This window comes from Ensifer sp. SL37 (assembly GCF_026672675.1).
Classification (GTDB): Bacteria; Pseudomonadota; Alphaproteobacteria; order Rhizobiales; family Rhizobiaceae; genus Ensifer; species Ensifer adhaerens.
On record NZ_JAPPRN010000002.1, the window covers coordinates 60,755 to 77,080 of the forward strand.

General features: G+C 59.8%; 9 protein-coding genes and 9 pseudogenes. 7 read left to right on the plus strand and 11 right to left on the minus strand.

Annotated elements, in window-relative coordinates; genetic code table 11:
• Positions 1-69: 69 nt before the first annotated feature.
• The 5 genes and pseudogenes from OVA00_RS08025 to OVA00_RS08045 all read right to left on the minus strand — a co-directional run bounded on the left by OVA00_RS08025 (position 70) and on the right by OVA00_RS08045 (position 3,716).
• The gene (locus OVA00_RS08025) at positions 70-864 is read right to left on the minus strand and encodes a hypothetical protein (protein ID WP_268088855.1); all 795 of its coding nucleotides are present in this window, start codon (positions 862-864) and stop codon (positions 70-72) included.
• The gene (locus OVA00_RS08030) at positions 864-1,082 is read right to left on the minus strand and encodes a hypothetical protein (RefSeq protein WP_268088560.1); all 219 of its coding nucleotides are present in this window, start codon (positions 1,080-1,082) and stop codon (positions 864-866) included. Before OVA00_RS08030 ends, OVA00_RS08025 begins: the two co-directional genes overlap by 1 nt.
• The gene (locus tag OVA00_RS08035) at positions 1,079-1,669 is read right to left on the minus strand and encodes a TolC family protein (RefSeq protein WP_268088561.1); all 591 of its coding nucleotides are present in this window, start codon (positions 1,667-1,669) and stop codon (positions 1,079-1,081) included. The genes OVA00_RS08030 and OVA00_RS08035 overlap by 4 nt, the downstream gene beginning before the upstream one ends.
• A 128-nt stretch (positions 1,670-1,797) precedes the next feature.
• A pseudogene (locus tag OVA00_RS08040) lies at positions 1,798-2,526 on the minus strand (TolC family protein); the annotation flags it as partial.
• A gap of 641 nt (positions 2,527-3,167) precedes the next feature.
• On the minus strand, positions 3,168-3,716 hold the full coding sequence (locus OVA00_RS08045) for a hypothetical protein (protein WP_268088562.1): 549 nt from the start codon (positions 3,714-3,716) through the stop codon (positions 3,168-3,170).
• Between the two features lie 617 nt (positions 3,717-4,333).
• On the opposite strand from OVA00_RS08045, the gene OVA00_RS08050 reads away from it, so the two are divergent.
• The 3 genes and pseudogenes from OVA00_RS08050 to OVA00_RS08055 all read left to right on the plus strand — a co-directional run.
• Entirely contained in the window at positions 4,334-5,605 is a 1,272-nt protein-coding gene (locus OVA00_RS08050) for an IS256 family transposase (RefSeq protein WP_268088856.1), read from the plus strand.
• Positions 5,565-5,876, plus strand: coding sequence for a group II intron maturase-specific domain-containing protein (locus OVA00_RS39945; RefSeq protein ID WP_442780468.1), 312 nt, complete (start codon positions 5,565-5,567; stop codon positions 5,874-5,876). The genes OVA00_RS08050 and OVA00_RS39945 overlap by 41 nt, the downstream gene beginning before the upstream one ends.
• Positions 5,877-5,955: 79 nt before the next feature.
• Positions 5,956-6,273: pseudogene (locus tag OVA00_RS08055) on the plus strand (IS66 family transposase); the annotation flags it as partial.
• Positions 6,274-6,661: 388 nt separating this feature from the next.
• Here the strand turns inward: OVA00_RS08055 and OVA00_RS08060 are convergent.
• From OVA00_RS08060 to OVA00_RS08070, 3 genes and pseudogenes are all read right to left on the minus strand, one after another.
• The gene (locus OVA00_RS08060) at positions 6,662-7,849 is read right to left on the minus strand and encodes an IS91 family transposase (RefSeq protein ID WP_268088563.1); all 1,188 of its coding nucleotides are present in this window, start codon (positions 7,847-7,849) and stop codon (positions 6,662-6,664) included.
• Between the two features lie 4 nt (positions 7,850-7,853).
• Positions 7,854-8,717 carry a tyrosine-type recombinase/integrase gene (locus tag OVA00_RS08065; protein WP_268088550.1) on the minus strand — a complete coding sequence of 288 codons (864 nt, stop codon included), beginning with the start codon at positions 8,715-8,717 and terminating at the stop codon, positions 7,854-7,856.
• Between the two features lie 117 nt (positions 8,718-8,834).
• Positions 8,835-9,128 (minus strand): annotated as a pseudogene (locus tag OVA00_RS08070) (transposase); the annotation flags it as partial.
• Between the two features lie 95 nt (positions 9,129-9,223).
• On the opposite strand from OVA00_RS08070, the gene OVA00_RS08075 reads away from it, so the two are divergent.
• Entirely contained in the window at positions 9,224-10,495 is a 1,272-nt protein-coding gene (locus OVA00_RS08075; RefSeq protein ID WP_268088857.1) for an IS256 family transposase, read from the plus strand.
• 22 nt (positions 10,496-10,517) lie between these two features.
• Here the strand turns inward: OVA00_RS08075 and OVA00_RS08080 are convergent.
• Positions 10,518-11,378 (minus strand): annotated as a pseudogene (locus tag OVA00_RS08080) (IS3 family transposase); the annotation flags it as partial.
• A gap of 85 nt (positions 11,379-11,463) precedes the next feature.
• On the opposite strand from OVA00_RS08080, the pseudogene OVA00_RS08085 reads away from it, so the two are divergent.
• The 3 pseudogenes from OVA00_RS08085 to OVA00_RS08095 form a co-directional block, all read left to right on the plus strand.
• Positions 11,464-11,878 (plus strand): annotated as a pseudogene (locus OVA00_RS08085) (IS66 family transposase); the annotation flags it as partial.
• A 57-nt stretch (positions 11,879-11,935) separates the two neighbouring features.
• Positions 11,936-13,140, plus strand: a pseudogene (locus tag OVA00_RS08090) (IS256 family transposase).
• Between the two features lie 39 nt (positions 13,141-13,179).
• A pseudogene (locus tag OVA00_RS08095) lies at positions 13,180-14,022 on the plus strand (IS3 family transposase); the annotation flags it as partial.
• Between the two features lie 745 nt (positions 14,023-14,767).
• On the opposite strand, the pseudogene OVA00_RS08100 reads toward OVA00_RS08095, so the two are convergent.
• Both OVA00_RS08100 and OVA00_RS08105 read right to left on the minus strand, forming a co-directional pair.
• Positions 14,768-15,010: pseudogene (locus tag OVA00_RS08100) on the minus strand (ATP-binding protein); the annotation flags it as partial.
• 65 nt (positions 15,011-15,075) lie between these two features.
• Positions 15,076-15,780 (minus strand): annotated as a pseudogene (locus tag OVA00_RS08105) (carbonic anhydrase).
• Between the last annotated feature and the right edge of the window lie 546 nt (positions 15,781-16,326).

The following is a 16,326-nucleotide window of genomic DNA, read 5'->3' on the forward strand; positions in this document are numbered from 1 at the left end:
TCCCGGGTAAGAAGAAGTGCAATCGCTTTTAGGGGACGGCCTGCCCGACATTGTGCTTTCGTGCCTCACCTAGAACCTCACAACGAGCCCAAGGATCGGACCTTTCTGCACAATGTCGAAAATTAAGTGATTATCGCTGTAATCCGCACCCAGAATACGGAAGCCGGCAACGGCTGAAACCGTATCGCTGAACCGGTATCCCATGGCTGCTGCCACGTCCCAATCCAGGCGAGCAGCGCCTGTGCCGATGAGACCCCAACCCGTCAAATAGAGTTCCTGCGTAATGGCGTATGTCCCGCGAAAGCCGGCCAGTCCGTCAACCCAGGTCGCACGGTCTGTTCTTGAAACACCATCGAGAAGCCCGCCGCGGAAAGACAGTTCACTTTCAACAGACCAGACCCGTAGACCGCCTACAATATCGAGCCGCGAAACATTATCCTCAAAAACTGAGTAGCCGACGCCAAGAAATCCCGCAAAGGTTTCGCTCTTGAGTTGTGCGTCGGTAGCAAGTATGCCCTTCGGTGTCCCGGTCTCACCGGAGATTTTCGTATACATTACATCGCCGAATATGCTGTAGGGGTCGTAGCGCGCCTCGCCGATCGCCATTGCTCCAAAATCGAGGTGATCGGTTATATCGCGGAAGCTGGCGTCGGCATGCACTGTCGGTAAGCCGAACTGTGCAATGTCCCCGGACAATCCCGCCGCCCAGAAGTACGGTGCGAATGAAATGGACCACCCGCTCTCGACAGTCTTTTGCTGCGCCTGTGGCATCATCGGCGAATAAACGTCCGCGGCCCTGATCGATCCTGCGAGCAGGAAGCAGCATCCAATCGATGAGAACGTAAGAATGCACCAGGATCTCATCACATGCTCCACGTAGCTCGATCGACGATGTCGAGTGTGAGTTTTCCGTCTTTGAGGGGCAGGCCTGCGGTCAGTTGCGCGGCACTGGCGGTTCGGTCATGCATCTGGCACAGCAGCAACAAGCCTTCGAGCACCGGATCGGTAGGTGCGACTGGCCTTGGCCCCCTCCGGGCGCTGTCGTTGCCTTCGGGTCGCTGCGCGATCAAAGCCTGTGTCATCCTTGTTTCTCCGGTTGCGCTGTCGGCTTGGGCTGCGCTATCTGGTCTTGCGCAGGCCTTTTCTCACCCATGAGTTTCTCGAGAAGAACGCCAAGAGCTTCCGCAGCCGAATATTGCAGATTGAAGTAATCGTATTTCGCCGTGATCAACGATCGTTCGATGCGAACGACATCGCCCTGCACCGTCACGAGGTCGGTCAAGGAGCGCTGATTGAGCTTGAACTGCTCTTCGTAGGTGGTGCGCAACGCCCTGGCGCTTTCCAATTGCTTCGCCAAAATCGTCTGACGCTCTTTAAGCGCAGGCGCCTGACTTTGGAACACTGCCACCCTTTCGGTCGCCTGCCGGCGTTCGGCGTCAGCCGCCGATCGGGCGCTATCGGACGCCAGCTCCGCCGCCTCGACGCGCATCAGGTTGCTGGCGCCGTTGTAGGTCGGCGTCTTGCCGCGCAATCTCGCCCCGACAACCAGCCCGCCGAAATTATCTTCGCTGCGAACGAACGCTTCGCCCGCAAGCGTTGGGTAAAGCTCTGCCTGGGCGGTCTTGGCGGCATGGCCGGCAGCCTCGCCCCTTGCAAGCAGCGCGACCACGGTACCGGCGCTGCATCGACGGCTGCGCGCAGATCCGAGATCTTGCCAAGCTCGATCACCGGAAGGCTCGCAAGCGTGCCGGGCTGAGTGCCGACCCGGGTCGCATAGACGCTGCGCGCCTGCACCAGTGCGCCGTCGGCTTCTTCCAGCGTCGCGCCGGCTTCTCCGACATGAACGTTGGCAAACTCGACATTGCTCTTGTCGCCAAGCCCACCTTGCGCCAAGCCCTGCGCCAGCTCGGCGATGCGCTCGAGTGCACTGAGATTGTCTTTTGCAAGCGCCAGCAGCGCCTCTGACCGGATGACACCGATATAGGCTTGCGCCGCCTCCAGAGCGACGCGTTCGCGCTCAACCGCAAGCTCCTCTTTGCTTGCCGTCTCCAGTGCCCGCGCCTTGGCGACATCCGCTTTCGTGCGCCCCCAATCAAGCAGCGGCTGGCTGACGACGAACTCGGCGCCGGCCGCACCATCGTCTCCAAGATCGCCGGTGCCGTAAACGCTTGGCATATAGCCGGAACGCGCGATGCCGACATTGACGCCGGCCAGCTGCAGGTTGCTGGAGGCGCTCTTGATGCGCTCGTTCAGCGCCAGGGCGGCTGCGACCGTGCCAGGCAAGGTGCCGGGAGCCTTTGCGGCCAACATGCCATATGCGCCCGCAGGTCCTGAACCGGGCTTTGCAGCGCCCGCAGGCGACACCGACCCGACGTGTTCGGCGCCGACCTTGCCCTGCCCGCCCTTTGCACCGGCAGCATCGCCTGATTGCACGACGGACGTACAACCGGCTGAAGCAAGCACCAGGCAGGTGAAGACGGCATAGCCGAGCTTGGCTGGCGCTGCGGAAGATCCGAAGAAAGTCATAGCGCGCCCTCACGCGGATAGGCGCAGGGTGCGCTCAGGGTTGCACCACAGTGGACTTTACCGTGAATGACCAGTCGGCAGCCGACGGCATTGCGCAAGCGGAACCCGGGCGCGGATGTGCGGCGGCGAAACCTGGAAAAATGCGACCGCCGGATCGAAGGCCAGCCAGACCAGAAATGGGACAGGCGGAAAGAGGCATCCTTGGCGACCAGGAACACCGGGCCGAGAGATGAGAGGCTTTGCAGAAGGCATCCCGCAGCAGGCACGCCGTGCCCTTTTCCCGCAAGCACTGACTTAATTTCCATAAGAGCGTCGCATTCGTGTATTGAATTGGGCGATTCGCCCCCCTCCCTTGAGAGTGGGAAGTTCATTCGCTTATACTCAAATAACGCCCATGCACCGCACGCACCCACGACGGCCGTCCAAGCCTTCCCTTTGGACCATGCGGGCAAGCAAAAAAAGGCACTTCAGGCCTGATGTCGGTTGCAAACAATGTGTGCCACACGGCCAGAACCTTGAGGCTGAGGCCAGAGCCTGCAAACCAGCTGCGACCTGACGGGTGCCATTCTGTCCTTCACATGCAGACGCCGGCGGGGACTGGCCCCGCCGGCGTCTGTCTAGCAGTTCACAAACCTCTGATCTTAGACGACGTTGACCGTGCCGAGATCCTGCTCGACCCACAGCGTTGCCGAACCGCTGGTAAAGACATCGAAGGTCTCACCATTCGACGTCACGCTTCCCCCGGCGGTAAAGCCGCTGGCGTTGAGTGTATCGCCGCGGTCACCGTGCACGATCAGGAGATTGGTGGTATCCGACATATCGAGCACGTCCTGGGCGGTGACCGAAAGCGTATTGCCGCCGGTCCCGGTGATATCGATGTGCTCGATGCCCGTGACAACACCCGATGCGATGGCATCGCTGGCAAAGTCGAGATGAAGCCCGGTCCCGTCCAGCTTCAGCGTATCGACACCGGCCTTGCCATGAATGCCGGCAAACAGCGTATCGGGCACAACGAAGATATCGTCGTTATTGCCGCCCGACAGCGTCTCCGCACCACCGGATCCGTCAATCGTGTGAAACACCGCATCATCCTTCGGGGTCAGCAGATTGCCGTCGCTGTCAAAGCGCTGCTGATAGATGTCGTAGGTGCCATATCCTGCGGCAACTCCAGTATCTGCCGTCCACGTCACGACCCAACCGCCGTCCGGCAGAGCCGCAATCGCCGGCTCTGCATTGGCAGCAAAATTCGTTCCCGTGGGGTCCAAAGTCGCAATTTGCGTGCGCGGTGACCCGTCAGCATCGAATGTTTGAGTATAGAGCGAGTACCCTCCATCGACTGTAGTGGAATCCAGTCCAACTCATGACCCAGCCGCCATCCACCAAACCCTCGACATCGGCACCTGCAACGGGGACGTTGCTTGAGCGAAGATGTAGCGGTGACCCATCCGGGGTTCCGTCCGAATTATAGACTTGGTACCCGATGAAGAGCGTTTCACTCCACGCAACAATCCAGCGGCCATCTGCCAGGAGTGCACCTTTTGGGTCCGGGAAGCCCGTATTGTGATTGTGGACTAGAATCGCGGCGCCGCTTAGATAGCGTCCGTGCAGGTGGTGTAATTTCGGAGGCGATTTGAGTGGAAGTTGCGGTGGAAATTACACTGCGGTTTCCGCAAGACGTCAGGTGGGCACCGGGCCCGTCGGAGAAGGTGGAGAGCTATGACGGAAACTGGGTGATGACGGCTTGATGAGGGCGGCGTATCGAGGCGGGTGACAAGCCTGCCAGAACCTCATGAAAGAGCGATACGCCATGAAGACAGATAGCACTGTTGTTTCCTTTCCGCATCCCGAGACGCTCGATGATCCCCTGACATCGGTTCTACGCGAAGGCGCGCGCCGGCTTCTGGCACAGGCCGTGGAGGCGGAAGCCGAGGCGTTTCTTGCGGCCATGGCCAGCGAACGCCTGAGCGATGGGCGGGACCGGGTGGTGCGGCACGGCCATGGGCCTGAAAGAACGATCCAGACGGGGATCGGTCCGGTTGCGGTGCGCCGCGTCAAGCTGCGCGACCGGGCTTTGGAGACTTGCGGCGAGGATCGCATCACCTTCACGTCGGCGATCCTGCCGAAGTGGGCACGACGCACGAAGAGCCTCGACGCTCTGCTGCCGGTCCTTTACCTGCGCGGCATCTCGACCGGCGATTTCCAGGAGGCGCTTGCCGCCTTACTCGGCAAGGACGCACCGAACCTGTCCCCCTCGGTGATTGGCCGGCTGAAGGAGGAGTGGCAGGCCGACTATGATCGCTGGCAACGCCGCGACCTGTCAGCCCGCCGCTACGTCTACATCTGGGCCGACGGGGTCTATCTTCAGGCACGCATGGAGGACGATGCCGCTTGCATGCTGGTCGTCATCGGCGCGACGCCGGAAGGCAAGAAGGAACTTGTCGGCTTTCAAGTCGGCGTGCGCGAAAGCACCCAGAGCTGGCGCGAGCTGCTCGTCGGGCTGAAGGCCCGCGGGCTTTCGATTGCGCCAGAAATTGCCGTGGGCGACGGCGCGCTCGGCTTCTGGAAGGCGCTGGAGGAGATATTCCCTTCGACCCGCCATCAACGGTGCTGCCAACACAAGCTCCTCAACATCCTCAACAAGGTGCCGAAGTCGGTGCAGCCGAACATGAAGGCCGATCTCAGGGAGGTCCGCGATGCCCCGGATCGGGCAACCGCCGAGGTCGCGATCGCCGTCTTCGTCGACAAATACAAGGCCAAATATCCCAAGGCCGTCAACTGCCTGACGAAGGACCACGAGGCATTGCTGACCTTCTTCGACTTCCCGGCCGAACACTGGGACCATCTGCGCACCTCGAACCCGATCGAAAGCGTCTTCGCCACCGTCAGGCACCGCACGGTGCGAACCAAGGGAGGCCTGTCCCACAACACAGCACGGCTCATGGTCTTCAAGCTCGTCATGAGCGCCACCAAAACCTGGCGCCGGCTGAAGGGCGAAAATCAGTTGCCAAAGGTCATCGCCGGCGTCAAATTCACCGACGGTGTCGCCGAAACGACGACCCCAGACCATCGCGCCGCCTGATCGGCCTCGTCACCCATTTCCCGCCATAGCTCCTCGCGAAATAAACCCAATCGTTCGGGGATGGATCGCATACTATGGGCAATACTCGCGCTCGGCACTTTATCCGATGGCGCGATACATCAACGAAACCCTCTATGTTTGGTTCAAACGGAAATATAAGCGCTTCCGCAAACGCCTGGGGCAAGCGCGCCTCTTTGTTGCAAAGATTGCGCGTGAAAACCGGAAGCTGTTCGTACACTGGCAACTTGGTAATGGCACGGAGCTCGCCTGAGGGGAGCCGGGTGAGGTGAGAGCCTCACGCCCGGTTCTGAGAGAGGCTGGAGGTGAAATTCCTTCGGCCTACTCGCCCCACAGTCCAGGTGCTGAAGGAAGCCGGCAAGGAAGCGACCAGCACGTCGTATATGTTGGCCTTTCGCAGCGGCGAGGACAGTAAACAGCCGATCGTGCTGTTCGATTATCAGCCCGGCCGCGGGCAGGAGCATCCGCAGGCCTTCCTTGGCGACTACCGCGGCATCCTGATGAGTGACGGTTATCAGGCCTGGCGCACGTTGAAAGGCGCCACGCATGTCGGGTGCATGGCCCATGCCAGGCGGAAGTTTGTCGATGCTCTCAAGGCGCGCAAGAAACAAAGCGGCCTGCCTACGCAGGCGCTGAAGTTCTTCGATCAGAGGTGGCTCGGTTTGTTTGGACAGGTCTTCCCGGTTTTTAAGTGGAATCTGGAGGGTTATGTGAGGTCGCATCCGTCGTCGCGGCGAGCTCGAGCGACCTCACATAAGCCGGATTGAAGTAAGGCGCGGGTTGTTTGGCGCCGTTATGGGAATAGTAAAGCACGCCGCTTGATGACGATAGCGGATTCGTCGTGGACGGCAATCGCACCGCCGATTTTTGTGGTGATCTGGCGACCTTCGCGAGCAGCTTGCCGGACGATAGGAAGCGATTTTTGCGCTCTCAATGCACACTGTCGGTCTTTCGGTGTGGCCAGGGCCACGCGGTATCGCGCGCCGGCGCGGCGCTTGGTTTTGTGGGCATATGGGAGGGGGTGCGGATTGTCGGAGTTCATGATGTATCGCACCAGAAAGATGATGGCCGGGGCGGCGAAACAGGCGCAACAGTGATTCCTGTCCTACGCATGGGACGCCGGCAGTCAGGGCATTCGTGGGATTGCCCGGGCTGTGATTTGCCTGCCTGCGACCGCTCCCCTGCTGATGATGGTTGATCGAGGATCTGCCTGCAGAGGCCGATACGATCCCGTCGGTGGCTATTGGCGAGAAAGCCGAAGTGGCGCATGCGGTGGAAGCCGTCCGGGAGCACGTGTAGAAGAAAACGCCGGATGAACTCGTGCGGGTCAAGGCGCATGATCTTCTCGCGGTCGCGACCCTTGCCACGGTAATCCTTCCATCGGAAGGCAACGTGGTCATCATCGACCTCGACGATGCGGCTGTTGGCGATGGCAACACGATGGGTGTAGCGGCCGAGATAGGCGAGCACCTGGTCGGGGCCGCCGAACGGTGGCTTCGAATAGACGACCCATTCGACGCGGCGCGCACGCGCGAGATGGCGGGTGAACGCCTCGTCATCGTTGAGATGGCTGAGTTCGTTGGAGAAGCGGAGTTCACCGTGAGCGAAGGCTCTAGCAAGGGCCGTCAGAAAGAGCCGCCGAAACAGCCGCGACAGTACGCGCACGGGCAGAAAGAAGCCCGGCCGGCATGCCACCCACCTAGATCTGTCGGGCGAGAGACCGCCGCCGGGCACGACGCAATGAACATGGGGATGATGGGTCATGGCCTGGCCCCAGGTGTGAAGCACGGCGACGATGCCGATCTCGGCGCCCAGCCGCTTGGGATCGGCGGCAACGGTCTGCAGCGTCTGGGCCACGATGCGCATCAGCAATGCATAGACGACCGCCTTGTTGTGGAAAGCGATCTCGGCGATGCCCGGTGGGAGCGTGAAGACCACATGAAAGTACGGGACCGGCAACAGATCGGCGACGCGTGCAGCGACCCACTCCTTGCGGGCCGCGCCTTCGCACTTCGGGCAATGGCGATTGCGGCAGGAATTATAGGAGATGCGGGTCCTGCCGCAATCGTCGCAGGCATCGACGTGACCGCCGAGCCTCGGCGTCCGGCAGGCTTCGATCGCGCCCATGACGCGTCGTTTGCCGCGGCCAAGATGACCGGCGTTCTCACGTCTGTAGGAGCTCCCATGTCGCCGAAAGATGTCGGCGACTTCGAAGGTGGGACGCAACCGATCACGATTCCGGCGGTGTCACCTCCAGTCGTAACCGATCGAGCGGACTGGCCGTCGACCGGATCGTGTCGGTAGAGACCTGCGTATAGCGCGCTGTCGTGGAGAGGTGGGCGTGACCGAGCAGGACCTGGATGATGCGGATATCGGTCCCGTTCTCGAGCAGGTGAGTGGCAAAGGAATGCCGCAACGTATGGACGGTGACGTGCTTGGAAAGACCCGCCGCCGCAACCGCCGAACGGCAGGCGGAATGCAGCACCGACGGCGCGATCGGCTTGTCTGGATCGCGCCCAGGAAACACAATGTCCTTGGGCCGCGCCAACCGCCAATAGCTGCGCAGGATCCCGAGCAGTTCCGGCGACAGCATGACGTAGCGGGCTTTGCCGCCTTTGCCACGCGTGATGTGGATCACCATCCTTGAGCTGTCGATATCGTTGGCGCGAAGACCACAGACCTCCGAAACCCTCAGGCCGGCGGCATAAGCCGTTGTCAGAGCCACCCGCGCCTTCAAGCTGGAGACGGCTTGCAGAAAGTCGACCACCTCGTCGCTCGAAAGAACAACCGGCAACTGGCGTGGCTCGCGCGCATACGGAATATGCTCCGGGATCGTATTCTGGCCGAGCGTCACGCCATAGAGGAACCGGAGGGCGCAGACGATCTGGTTCAATCCGGACCAGGAGATGCCCGTCGACACAAGGTGAACCTGGAAGGCGTGGACCTCGTCCAGGCCGAGCCGAGCCGGTGATCGGCCGAAATGGCGGCTAAACTTTGCGACTGCATAAAGATAGGATTGCTGCGTGGCCGGAGAAAGATTGCGGACCGTCATGTCCTCGATCATCCGGCGACGCAGAGGGCTCATCTCGGCCATCTGGATCTCCTGTCTGAAGGGTGGGTTTGCAACACCCAAATCCTCTCAGACAGGAGACATCTCTCAAAGAGGCCACCAATTGCCGCGACTAGCGGCTTAGTTCAATCCTGCCTGTGGTTAAGCCGCTTCGGGCAGCGGTGTCGGGGTTAAGTAGGCCTCATCCGGAGTCTTGCCGTCAAGGCTCGAATGTGGCCGTCTCTGATTGTAGAAGTCGAGATACTTTCCGATCGATGCACGGGCCTGGCGGACGCTGTCGTAGGCCTTGAGGTAGACCTCTTCGTATTTCACCGACCGCCACAGCCGCTCGACGAAGACATTGTCCCGCCAGGCACCCTTGCCGTCCATGCTGATCTTGATCTTGTGGTCGAGCAGCACCTTTGTGAAGTCGTGGCTGGTGAACTGGGCTGCCCGAGCTATGACGGAAACTGGGTGATGACGGTTTGATGAGGGCGGCGTATCGAGGCGGGTGACAAGCCTGCCAGAACCTCATGAAAGAGCGATACGCCATGAAGACAGATAGCACTGTTGTTTCCTTTCCGCATCCCGAGACGCTCGATGATCCCCTGACATCGGTTCTACGCGAAGGCGCGCGCCGGCTTCTGGCACAGGCCGTGGAGGCGGAAGCCGAGGCGTTTCTTGCGGCCATGGCCAGCGAACGCCTGAGCGATGGGCGGGACCGGGTGGTGCGGCACGGCCATGGGCCTGAAAGAACGATCCAGACGGGGATCGGTCCGGTTGCGGTGCGCCGCGTCAAGCTGCGCGACCGGGCTTTGGAGACTTGCGGCGAGGATCGCATCACCTTCACGTCGGCGATCCTGCCGAAGTGGGCACGACGCACGAAGAGCCTCGACGCTCTGCTGCCGGTCCTTTACCTGCGCGGCATCTCGACCGGCGATTTCCAGGAGGCGCTTGCCGCCTTACTCGGCAAGGACGCACCGAACCTGTCCCCCTCGGTGATTGGCCGGCTGAAGGAGGAGTGGCAGGCCGACTATGATCGCTGGCAACGCCGCGACCTGTCAGCCCGCCGCTACGTCTACATCTGGGCCGACGGGGTCTATCTTCAGGCACGCATGGAGGACGATGCCGCTTGCATGCTGGTCGTCATCGGCGCGACGCCGGAAGGCAAGAAGGAACTTGTCGGCTTTCAAGTCGGCGTGCGCGAAAGCACCCAGAGCTGGCGCGAGCTGCTCGTCGGGCTGAAGGCCCGCGGGCTTTCGATTGCGCCAGAAATTGCCGTGGGCGACGGCGCGCTCGGCTTCTGGAAGGCGCTGGAGGAGATATTCCCTTCGCCCCGCCATCAACGGTGCTGCCAACACAAGCTCCTCAACATCCTCAACAAGGTGCCGAAGTCGGTGCAGCCGAACATGAAGGCCGATCTCAGGGAGGTCCGCGATGCCCCGGATCGGGCAACCGCCGAGGTCGCGATCGCCGTCTTCGTCGACAAATACAAGGCCAAATATCCCAAGGCCGTCAACTGCCTGACGAAGGACCACGAGGCATTGCTGACCGTCTTCGACTTCCCGGCCGAACACTGGGACCATCTGCGCACCTCGAACCCGATCGAAAGCGTCTTCGCCACCGTCAGGCACCGCACGGTGCGAACCAAGGGAGGCCTGTCCCACAACACAGCACGGCTCATGGTCTTCAAGCTCGTCATGAGCGCCGCCAAAACCTGGCGCCGGCTGAAGGGCGAAAATCAGTTGCCAAAGGTCATCGCCGGCGTCAAATTCACCGACGGTGTCGCCGAAACGACGACCCCAGACCATCGCGCCGCCTGATCGGCCTCGTCACCCATTTCCGACCATAGCTCTGGCTGCCCTGATCCGAGTTGAAGATCTCGGGCTTGCCGTAGCAGGCCAGCGCTTCCTCGAGAGCCTCGACGCATGGCGCAGCGTCCATGGTGATCGACAACCGCCACGACAGAACCTTGCGCGTGAACCAATCGATGATGGCGATCAAATAGCAGAACCCGCGCGCCATCGGGATGTAGGTCAGATCCGTTGCCCAGACCTGGTTGGGCCGATCGACCTTCAGAGCGCGCAGCAAATAGGGATAGATCTTGTGCCCATCGCCGGGTGCTGACGTGCGCGGCTTGCGGTAAAGCGCCGCGATCCCCATGCGTTTCATCAGGGTCCGCACATGCAGTCGGCCGACGTCAAACGCCTTCGCGCGTCAGAAGCTTCTGCAGCATCCGGCTGCCCGCGAACGGGTAGTCCAGATGCAGCTCGTCGATCCGACGCATCAGCGCAAGATCCGCCGGCGACGCCGGTTGTGGCATGTAGTAGACGATGCTGCGACTGATCCCCAAAGCTCGGGCCTGGCGGGTGATGGACAGTTCGTGATCGCGGTCGATCATTTCTTTACGCTCCCCAACAGTCCCGCCTTGGTGAGCGCGCCGGATAAAAAATCGTTCTCCAGCGAAAGCTCCCCGATCTTGGCGTGCAGCGTCTTTACATCCACCGCAGGCTCCGACGGCTTTGATCCCGTGTCGAAGGTCGCCGTCATGCCCGCAAGCGCCTGACCTCGCCACGTCGTGATCTGGTTGGCGTGAACGTCGTATTGTTGCGCAAGCTCCGATAACGTCTTCTCCCCCTGGATCGCAGCAAGGGCTACACGCGCCTTGAAGGCTGCGCTGTGGTTTCGGCGGGGTCGTCTGCTCAAGTGATTCTCCTGTTACGGCACTCTCGCCGCTCTCAGCCAGAAATTCCACTTAACGACCTGTCCAATTTTCCCGAGCCACCTCTATCAGCTCTATCGGATTGAAAGGCAGGTGCGCAACGAAACGCCGGATGAAGGCGAAACGCGAGATCATTACATCCGCCGCTCCCGTCAGAAACACAGCGTTCCGGTTCTCAATGCCCTCAAGGAATGGCTCGATGCAATCGCGCCAAAGGTCGTGCCCGACACCAAGCTCGGCGATGCGATCTCCTATACGCTCAATCAGTGGGAATATCTGACGCGCTACACCGAAGACGGCACAATGCCGATCGACAACAATTTGCTGGAACGGGATATCAGAGTTTTTGCCACGGGAAGAAAATCATGGCTCTTCTGCGATACCGTTGACGGGGCCAAGGCCAGCGCCGCCCGTCTACAGTCTAATGTTGACCTGTCGTGCTTGTGGTGTCGAGCCGTTCGCATGGTTACGTCACGTCTTCACGGGAGTGTCAGGAATTCTGTGCGGTGGGCCATGATGATGAAAAGGAGCGAATCATCACATGGCTATCGAAAAAGAACTTCCGGACCAACTTCTTGCTGGTCGTGATCCATCCGATGTTTTCGGCAAGGACGGCTTGCTGGATGACCTGAAGAAGGCACTGTCGGAGCGTATTCTCAACGCCGAGCTTGATGAACATCTCGCCGTCGATCGCAGCGAAGGACCGTCGGGCAATCGGCGGAATGGATCTTCGAAAAAGACGGTGCTGACCGGTACCTTGAAGATGACGTTGACCATCCCGCGCGACCGGGCCGGTACGTTCGACCCGCAGCTGATCGCCAAATATCAGCGCCGCTTTCCCGATTTCGATGATAAGATCATTTCCATGTACGCGCGCGGCATGACGGTGCGGGAAATCCAGGGCCACCTCGAAGAAATCTACGGTATCGACGTGTCGCCGGACCTGATCTCGGCGGTGACCGACCAGGTTCTGGAGGCCGTTGGCGAGTGGCAAAACCGCCCGCTCGAGCTGTGCTATCCCCTCGTGTTCTTCGATGCCATCCGGGTCAAGATCCGGGACGAAGGCTTCGTTCGCAACAAGGCCGTTTATGTCGCGCTCGCAGTTCTGGCGGACGGCACAAAGGAAATCCTCGGGCTCTGGATCGAGCAGACCGAAGGGGCAAAGTTCTGGTTGCGCGTGATGAATGAGCTGAAAAGCCGTGGCTGCCAGGACATCCTGATCGCCGTGGTCGATGGCCTGAAGGGCTTTCCCGAAGCCATTACGGTACCGTCTTCCCTCAGACGATCGTCCAGACCTGCATCGTCCACCTGATCCGGCATTCTCTGGAGTTCGTGTCCTACAAGGATCGCAAACCCGTCGTACCGGCGTTGAGAGCCATCTATCGTGCTCGAGATGCCGAGGCTGGAATGAAGGCGCTGGAGGCTTTCGAGGAAGGGTATTGGGGCCAGAAATACCCTGCCATCTCTCAAAGCTGGCGGCGCAATTGGGAACACGTTGTTCCCTTCTTCGCCTTCCCAGAGGGCGTCCGCCGCATCATCTACACGACGAACGCCATCGAGGCGTTGAACTCGAAACTTCGTCGGGCAGTGCGCTCGCGCGGCCATTTCCCGGGTGACGAAGCCGCGATGAAGCTGTTATATCTGGTCCTCAACAATGCGGCCGAGCAGTGGAAGCGCGCGCCGAGGGAGTGGATCAAGGCAAAGACACAGTTCGCCGTCATCTTCGGCGAGCGGTTCTTCAACTGATGAAACCGGCCCACCGCACAGAATTCCTGACACTCCCCCGAAGGGCGGTTCCCGATGAAGGCGGTGGCGGAGGCCTTACACGTGTCGCGTTCTAATCTCTCCGAACGTCTGAAGGGCAAGTCCAAGCCTCGCGGACCCTACCTCAAAGCGGACGATGCCGAGCTGCTGCCTGCCATTCGCAAGCTGGTGGATGCCAGGCCAACTTATGGCTATCGGCGGATCGCTGCCCTTCTCAACAGGCAGCGGCGGGCCGCCGATCAGCCGATCGTCAACCGCAAGCGGGTCCACCGCATCATGGCCAACCACGCCATGATCCTTGAGAAGCACACCGCCGTGCGCAAGGGCCGCGTCCACGACGGCAAGGTCATGGTGATGCGGTCGAACCTTCGTTGGTGCTCCGATGGCCTGGAGTTCACCTGCTGGAATGGCGAGGTGGTCCGCCTTGCTTTTATCATCGACGCGTTTGATCGAGAGATCATCTCGTGGGCGGCGGTCGCCAATGCCGGGATCTCCGGTTCTGACGTCCGCGATATGATGTTGGAAGCAGTCGAGAAACGCTTCGGTGGCACGCGTGCCCCACATGCCATCGAACATCTGTCCGATAACGGCAGCGCCTACACAGCAAGGGAAACCAGGCTGTTTGCTCAGGCCCTCAATCTGGTCCCGTGCTTCACGCCGGTCGCCAGCCCTCAATCAAACGGTATGTCGGAGGCTTTCGTCAAAACCCTGAAACGCGACTACATACGCATCTCACCCATTCCCGACGCCGACACAGCGCTCCGGAACATCGATGGATGGATCGAGGATTACAACGAAATCCATCCGCATTCAGCGCTGAAAATGGCATCCCCAAGGGAATTCATCAAAGCATTGTCTCAATAGCTGACTTGTCTGGCGAAATGGGGGGCACTCCACGCCGGACCAAAATCCGCTCACCGGACGCTCACTCGCAAACGGCCACCTCGCCAAAGACATCGATGCCCTGATGCCATGGGCCTATGCCGCCCGCATCAACGCCTCACAATGAGCTCGTCAGATACTATCCGGTGAGCTCACATCCGGCCATCAGGCAGCACTACCAAATAGCTGAAACTGAAAAATCAATGGGGCGTAGACGGCGCATACGCCGAGTTCACTCGACTGCATGTAAAGTGCAGCGAAGGCGCAGAAGCGAGGTGGATATCGTCGCCTCTGATACGCCACGGTCTTGTCTGCAATGTCAGGTAAGCGGCGCGCAATGGAAAGCGCATCCTCACATCCTATCTGTTGCATCAAGTCTGAGTGAAGTCGGGACGATGCTATCTCGGGATGAGTTTCAAGGGTCGAGGCAGAGACGACTACTCTAGTCATAATGCACGATTCCGTTCGCAAGGACGCTAGTTAGCAGATGTTAGCAAGTGGGTGTCGTTGAAGCCTGCGAACGGTACAACCTTTCTTATTTAGCCATTAGTTAAAGTCTATGATAGCGAGCTTTTGGCTTCACCTTTCGGAGATCGGGTGGAGTTAGGGGGTCATTCGGGTGAACCGGCTGAATGACCCCCTTTAAGGACAAGCGGGCAGAGGAATCGTCGATCAAAATCGGTCTGTTTGAGCGGCCATTCGGTCTCAGCATCTTCGGTTGCCAACCAAGGCCGGAATGGTGCTTTTCGGGAAGCCGGTAGCGGTCGCCCCGGATGTTCACCACCGTCGAGGTGCCGAAGGAGACGATCTAATATCGCTGTGGCTACGACAGGATCCCGAAAACCACTTCCCCATTCGCCAACGGAGCGATTTGAGACAATCAGACCGAGCCCTTTTCGTAGCGACCGGACGCAACGTGGAAAAACAGCTGCGCGGCAGTCACCTCAACGGGCAAATGACGCGGCTCATCGAAGTACCCTTTGCAAAATACTGTCGGTCATCCTCTGTTTCGGGCCGAGTCACTAAAAGTTTAAATTATACGTTAGGTGGAGTTTTCTTAAAAGCAGCTGACCGCAACTGCGCTTTCAAGCTGCCGACAGGCTCCATTGTGACCATCCAGTCGACGACCTCGCTGCATGGCGGGGTCGTGAGTGAGCCTTCATAGGCCCAATAGTTGAGGGAGGTGGGCAGAAGGCCGGCTGGATCGACATCGCCGAGCGCGGCTTCCTCGCCAAGACCTTTCGGAAACTGCGCAGCGAGGTTCGCGAAGGTCGGATTTGCCGACCCGGCCGTGAGAAACACGGCGAGCACGCCGAGCGCACCTGTAGGAGTGTGTCTTTGGACGAAATGCACTTCCATTGGGAAGTCCTTGCCGTCAACCAGATGTTCGCTCGGTGCGTGGAATGGTATTGTAGCAGATCATAGGATCGGTCGCCGCGCTCGAGCGATCTCCGGCGGCGATAACCTGTATGTATGGCCATTGTTGAGGATCGAGCCGCCGATTTTCCAGCTGGTAACCAGGCTCGGTATATTGGCTCTGATCGAGGCGGTGATGTCGATCGGTGATTGTTGCGAGCCGGCCGAACAGGCACTGCTTTCTTGGCTGAGCGAACTCCAATTCTCCGGACCCTTGCCACTTTCATAGCTCCAGTGCACACCCTCGGCGGCGTAAGCTGTCTTGACGCAGAGCGGGCAGGAGGCGAGCAACGCCAGGCCCTGAAGGAAATGACGCCTTTCCATTGGGTTCCTTTCGAAACAGCGCGGGCCGAATGCGCGAAAATTTGTTTTCGAAGTTGTGCAACTACTCCCCAAAAAAGAGGAAGCGGTGTCCCGCTACTATAGAGTTCGGCTAATAGTTGAATAAGGTAAGGACCGAGTGTGCCACTGTCGACCGGGCCCGAAAGGATACTCCAGCTCGCAGTATGGTATCACTTGGGGGCGAGCAGGTATTTGATCTGGAAAACCCGGAAGGCGAAGGCTTAAAGTATGCACCTTGCGAAGGCGACACGCACGGTCCGGAGCGAAGCCCAATTTCGCCGCTCCAAAACCTGCAACGATCCCCAGACTTGAATGTTCTGGTTGATTGCGGAGAGGGCGGGTTTGGCCGAACGGTTCCGCTATCGGCGTGGGCCATCAAAGCTCCGTTTTAACGACGGTCGTTGCTTGATGGTTATGTCCCTGACAACTGAAAGTGTCAAAAGATCGAACGAGGCCGCCGATGCGAAGGTATCGCGCCCGGTTGGGTGCAGCTCGTTTGCGTTCGCGAGCCGTTGCCGATGCAGTTTG

Bases quoted from the DNA above. Each gene is read 5' to 3' on its own strand.
- OVA00_RS08065 (WP_268088550.1), bottom strand. From the start codon at position 8,717: ATGGCCGAGATGAGCCCTCTGCGTCGCCGGATGATCGAGGACATGACG.
- OVA00_RS08030 (WP_268088560.1), bottom strand. From the start codon at position 1,082: ATGACACAGGCTTTGATCGCGCAGCGACCCGAAGGCAACGACAGCGCC.
- OVA00_RS08025 (WP_268088855.1), bottom strand. From the start codon at position 864: ATGAGATCCTGGTGCATTCTTACGTTCTCATCGATTGGATGCTGCTTC.
- OVA00_RS08050 (WP_268088856.1), top strand. From the start codon at position 4,334: ATGAAGACAGATAGCACTGTTGTTTCCTTTCCGCATCCCGAGACGCTC.
- OVA00_RS08075 (WP_268088857.1), top strand. From the start codon at position 9,224: ATGAAGACAGATAGCACTGTTGTTTCCTTTCCGCATCCCGAGACGCTC.